This window comes from Nocardia sp. NPDC058499, from assembly GCF_042719915.1.
Taxonomy (GTDB): domain Bacteria; phylum Actinomycetota; class Actinomycetes; order Mycobacteriales; family Mycobacteriaceae; genus Nocardia.
In genome coordinates this window covers 1-5,255 of record NZ_JBHXMZ010000032.1, presented here as the reverse complement: position 1 = coordinate 5,255, position 5,255 = coordinate 1, and the positions used below count along the sequence as shown (strand labels likewise).

The window sequence follows — 5,255 nt, the reverse complement described above, 5'->3', positions numbered from 1 at the left end:
TATGTTCCGGCGGTGTCCTACTCTCCCACACCCTGTCGAGTGCAGTACCATCGGCGCTGGCAGGCTTAGCTTCCGGGTTCGGAATGGGACCGGGCGTTTCCCTGCCGCTATAACCGCCGTAACTCTATGAAACTATCCACAGAGAGCCACCCCCGGTAACCGCCTCCACGAATGAAGGGGTGGTGGGTGTCTTCTGTATCTGTGTGTTGTTTCAGATACTGCACAGTGGACGCGTAGCAACCTTTGTTTGTAAGCCCTCGGCCTATTAGTACCGGTCACCTCCACCAGTTACCTGGCTTCCAGTTCCGGCCTATCAACCCCATGGTCTGTAGGGGGCCTTAACCACTCGAGGTGGTGGGAAACCTCATCTTGGAACAGGCTTCCCGCTTAGATGCTTTCAGCGGTTATCCCTTCCGAACGTAGCCAACCAGCCGTGCCCCTGGCGGGACAACTGGCACACCAGAGGTTCGTCCGTCCCGGTCCTCTCGTACTAGGGACAGCCTTCCTCAAGTTTCCAACGCGCGCGGCGGATAGAGACCGAACTGTCTCACGACGTTCTAAACCCAGCTCGCGTGCCGCTTTAATGGGCGAACAGCCCAACCCTTGGGACCTACTCCAGCCCCAGGATGCGACGAGCCGACATCGAGGTGCCAAACCATCCCGTCGATATGGACTCTTGGGGAAGATCAGCCTGTTATCCCCGGGGTACCTTTTATCCGTTGAGCGACACCGCTTCCACATGCCGGTGCCGGATCACTAGTCCCGACTTTCGTCCCTGCTCGACATGTCTGTCTCACAGTCAAGCTCCCTTGTGCACTTGCACTCGACACCTGATTGCCAACCAGGCTGAGGGAACCTTTGGGCGCCTCCGTTACATTTTGGGAGGCAACCGCCCCAGTTAAACTACCCACCAGGCACTGTCCCTGAACCAGATCATGGTCCGAGGTTAGAGGTCCAATACGATCAGAGTGGTATTTCAACGATGACTCCACCCACACTGGCGTGCGAGTTTCACAGTCTCCCACCTATCCTACACAAACCGTACCGAACACCAATACCAAGCTATAGTGAAGGTCCCGGGGTCTTTTCGTCCTGCCGCGCGTAACGAGCATCTTTACTCGTAATGCAATTTCGCCGAGTCTGTGGTCGAGACAGCAGAGAAGTCGTTACGCCATTCGTGCAGGTCGGAACTTACCCGACAAGGAATTTCGCTACCTTAGGATGGTTATAGTTACCACCGCCGTTTACCGGGGCTTAAATTCTCAGCTTCGCGCCCGAAAGCGCTAACCGGTCCTCTTAACCTTCCGGCACCGGGCAGGCGTCAGTCCGTATACATCGTCTTACGACTTCGCACGGACCTGTGTTTTTAGTAAACAGTCGCTTCTCTCTGGTCTCTGCGGCCCAAACCAGCTCACGGCGTAAAGCCGGTCACCAGCTCGGGCCCCCCTTCTCCCGAAGTTACGGGGGCATTTTGCCGAGTTCCTTGACCACAGTTCTCTCGATCGCCTTAGTATTCTCTACCTGACCACCTGTGTCGGTTTGGGGTACGGGCCGTGTACCAACTCACTAGAGGCTTTTCTCGGCAGCATAGGATCACTGAATTCGCCTCAATCGGCTACGCATCACCTCTCAGGCACATGAATGGCGGATTTGCCTACCACTCGCCCTACAGGCTTACACCAGTACAACCACTGACTGGCCCAGCTACCTTCCTGCGTCACCCCATCGCTTGACTACTACACCCAGGGTCATGCGCAGCCCCATCCGGCCTCCCGAAGGAGGTCCATCAGGTTTTGGGCACTTAGCACAGATGATTCGCCATTGGGCGCGGATACACGGGTACGGGAATATCAACCCGTTGTCCATCGACTACGCCTGTCGGCCTCGCCTTAGGTCCCGACTCACCCTGGGCGGATTAACCTGGCCCAGGAACCCTTGGTCATTCGGCGGACGAGTTTCTCACTCGTCTTTCGCTACTCATGCCTGCATTCTCACTCGCGCAGCCTCCACAACTAGGTCACCCCGCTGCTTCCCTGGCTACACGACGCTCCCCTACCCAGCCACACCACTGCACACCCAACCGTAGTCGGATGCGGATGTATATGTGCGACTGCCGCGGCTTCGGCGGTGTACTTGAGCCCCGCTACATTGTCGGCGCAGGATCACTCGACCAGTGAGCTATTACGCACTCTTTCAAGGGTGGCTGCTTCTAAGCCAACCTCCTGGCTGTCTGCGCAATCCCACATCCTTTTCCACTTAGTACACGCTTAGGGGCCTTAGCCGGCGATCTGGGCTGTTTCCCTCTCGACTACGAAGCTTATCCCCCGCAGTCTCACTGCCGCGCTCTCACTCACCGGCATTCGGAGTTTGGCTGATTTCGGTAAGCTTGTGGGCCCCCTAGACCATCCAGTAGCTCTACCTCCGGTGAGAAACACGCGACGCTGCACCTAAATGCATTTCGGGGAGAACCAGCTATCACGGAGTTTGATTGGCCTTTCACCCCTACCCACAGCTCATCCCCTCAGTTTTCAACCTAAGTGGGTTCGGGCCTCCACGACGTCTTACCGTCGCTTCACCCTGGCCATGGGTAGATCACTCCGCTTCGGGTCTAGAACACGCGACTGAAACGCCCTATTCGGACTCGCTTTCGCTACGGCTACCCCACACGGGTTAACCTCGCCACATGCCACTAACTCGCAGGCTCATTCTTCAAAAGGCACGCCATCACCCACAGCCACAAGGACTCGCAGGCTTTGACGGATTGTAAGCGCACGGTTTCAGGTACTATTTCACTCCCCTCCCGGGGTACTTTTCACCTTTCCCTCACGGTACTAGTCCGCTATCGGTCACCAGGGAGTATTCAGGCTTACCGGGTGGTCCCGGCAGATTCACAGCAGATTTCACGGGCCCGCTGCTACTCGGGCACTCACTACAACAGAGAACGTGTTTTCGCCTACCGGACTCTCACCGTCTACGGTTGGCCGTCCCAGACCAATTCGACTAACACGAACTTTTCTGACTGTTGCTCACCACGGCAGTGATGAGAAAATGAGCCCCACTACCCCACACGTGCAACCCCTGCCGGGTATCACACACGCATGGTTTAGCCTCATCCGCTTTCGCTCGCCACTACTCACGGAATCACATATTGTTTTCTCTTCCTGTGGGTACTGAGATGTTTCACTTCCCCACGTTCCCTCCACACCAGCTATATATTCACTGGCGGGTAACACGACATCACTCGTGCTGGGTTTCCCCATTCGGACACCCTCGGATCACAGCTCGGTTGACAGCTCCCCGAGGCTTATCGCAGCCTCCTACGTCCTTCATCGGCTCCTGGTGCCAAGGCATCCACCGAACGCTCTAAAACACTTACAAAACAAAGATGCTCGCGTCCACTGTGCAGTTCTCAAACAACACACCCACCCGAAACATTCACCCGCACCAGCCGGCAACTCCCGAAGAAGCTCCCGCGGTATGAACGGAGATCCGAGCAGATCATGTTTATTGCCTGGAAAGAACGCCTGTTCTTTCAGGACCCAACAGTGTGTTGACTACTTAGGTTCCGGCACCCCGGAATCATCAGACCCGAAGTTGTTGCCGGCGCATGTCAGCGTTCCACCCATGAGCACCACCGGAAAACATTCGCTTCCGAAGTGGCTCTGCCACAAGACGTTTACCATCCCGACTCTTCGGGTGTCCGTGGAGAATGCTCCTTAGAAAGGAGGTGATCCAGCCGCACCTTCCGGTACGGCTACCTTGTTACGACTTCGTCCCAATCGCCGATCCCACCTTCGACGGCTCCCTCCACAAGGGTTAGGCCACCGGCTTCGGGTGTTACCGACTTTCATGACGTGACGGGCGGTGTGTACAAGGCCCGGGAACGTATTCACCGCAGCGTTGCTGATCTGCGATTACTAGCGACTCCAACTTCACGGGGTCGAGTTGCAGACCCCGATCCGAACTGAGACCGGCTTTAAGGGATTCGCTCCACCTCACGGTATCGCAGCCCTCTGTACCGGCCATTGTAGCATGTGTGAAGCCCTGGACATAAGGGGCATGATGACTTGACGTCGTCCCCACCTTCCTCCGAGTTGACCCCGGCAGTCTCTCACGAGTCCCCGCCATTACGCGCTGGCAACATAAGATAAGGGTTGCGCTCGTTGCGGGACTTAACCCAACATCTCACGACACGAGCTGACGACAGCCATGCACCACCTGTACACCGACCACAAGGGGGCCTACATCTCTGCAGGTTTCCGGTGTATGTCAAACCCAGGTAAGGTTCTTCGCGTTGCATCGAATTAATCCACATGCTCCGCCGCTTGTGCGGGCCCCCGTCAATTCCTTTGAGTTTTAGCCTTGCGGCCGTACTCCCCAGGCGGGGTACTTAATGCGTTAGCTACGGCACGGATCCCGTGGAAGGAAACCCACACCTAGTACCCACCGTTTACGGCGTGGACTACCAGGGTATCTAATCCTGTTCGCTACCCACGCTTTCGCTTCTCAGCGTCAGTTACTTCCCAGAGACCCGCCTTCGCCACCGGTGTTCCTCCTGATATCTGCGCATTTCACCGCTACACCAGGAATTCCAGTCTCCCCTGAAGTACTCAAGCCTGCCCGTATCGACCGCAAGCTCGGGGTTGAGCCCCGAGTTTTCACGATCGACGCGACAAGCCGCCTACAAGCTCTTTACGCCCAGTAATTCCGGACAACGCTCGCACCCTACGTATTACCGCGGCTGCTGGCACGTAGTTGGCCGGTGCTTCTTATACTCCTACCGTCACTTTCGCTTCGTCGGAGTCGAAAGAGGTTTACAACCCGAAGGCCGTCATCCCTCACGCGGCGTCGCTGCATCAGGCTTCCGCCCATTGTGCAATATTCCCCACTGCTGCCTCCCGTAGGAGTCTGGGCCGTGTCTCAGTCCCAGTGTGGCCGGTCGCCCTCTCAGGCCGGCTACCCGTCGTCGCCTTGGTAGGCCATTACCCCACCAACAAGCTGATAGGCCGCGGGCTCATCTTGCACCGATAAATCTTTCCACCCACAGTCATGCAACTGCAGGTCATATCCGGTATTAGACCCAGTTTCCCAGGCTTATCCCAGAGTGCAAGGCAGATCACCCACGTGTTACTCACCCGTTCGCCGCTCGTGTACCCCGAAGGGCCTTACCGCTCGACTTGCATGTGTTAAGCACGCCGCCAGCGTTCGTCCTGAGCCAGGATCAAACTCTCCGTTGAAGACTCACAATCACACCC

3 rRNA genes are annotated in these 5,255 nt (G+C 56.8%); all 3 read right to left on the bottom strand.

What is annotated here, in order from left to right:
- Nucleotides 1-4: 4 nt before the first annotated feature.
- Nucleotides 5-121, bottom strand: a 5S ribosomal RNA gene (gene rrf, locus ACFWPH_RS34620).
- 124 nt (nucleotides 122-245) lie between these two features.
- Nucleotides 246-3,378, bottom strand: a 23S ribosomal RNA gene (locus tag ACFWPH_RS34615).
- A 342-nt stretch (nucleotides 3,379-3,720) separates the two neighbouring features.
- Nucleotides 3,721-5,237 (bottom strand): 16S ribosomal RNA (locus ACFWPH_RS34610).
- Together the 16S, 23S and 5S rRNA genes form the textbook arrangement of a ribosomal RNA operon.
- Nucleotides 5,238-5,255: the final 18 nt, after the last annotated feature.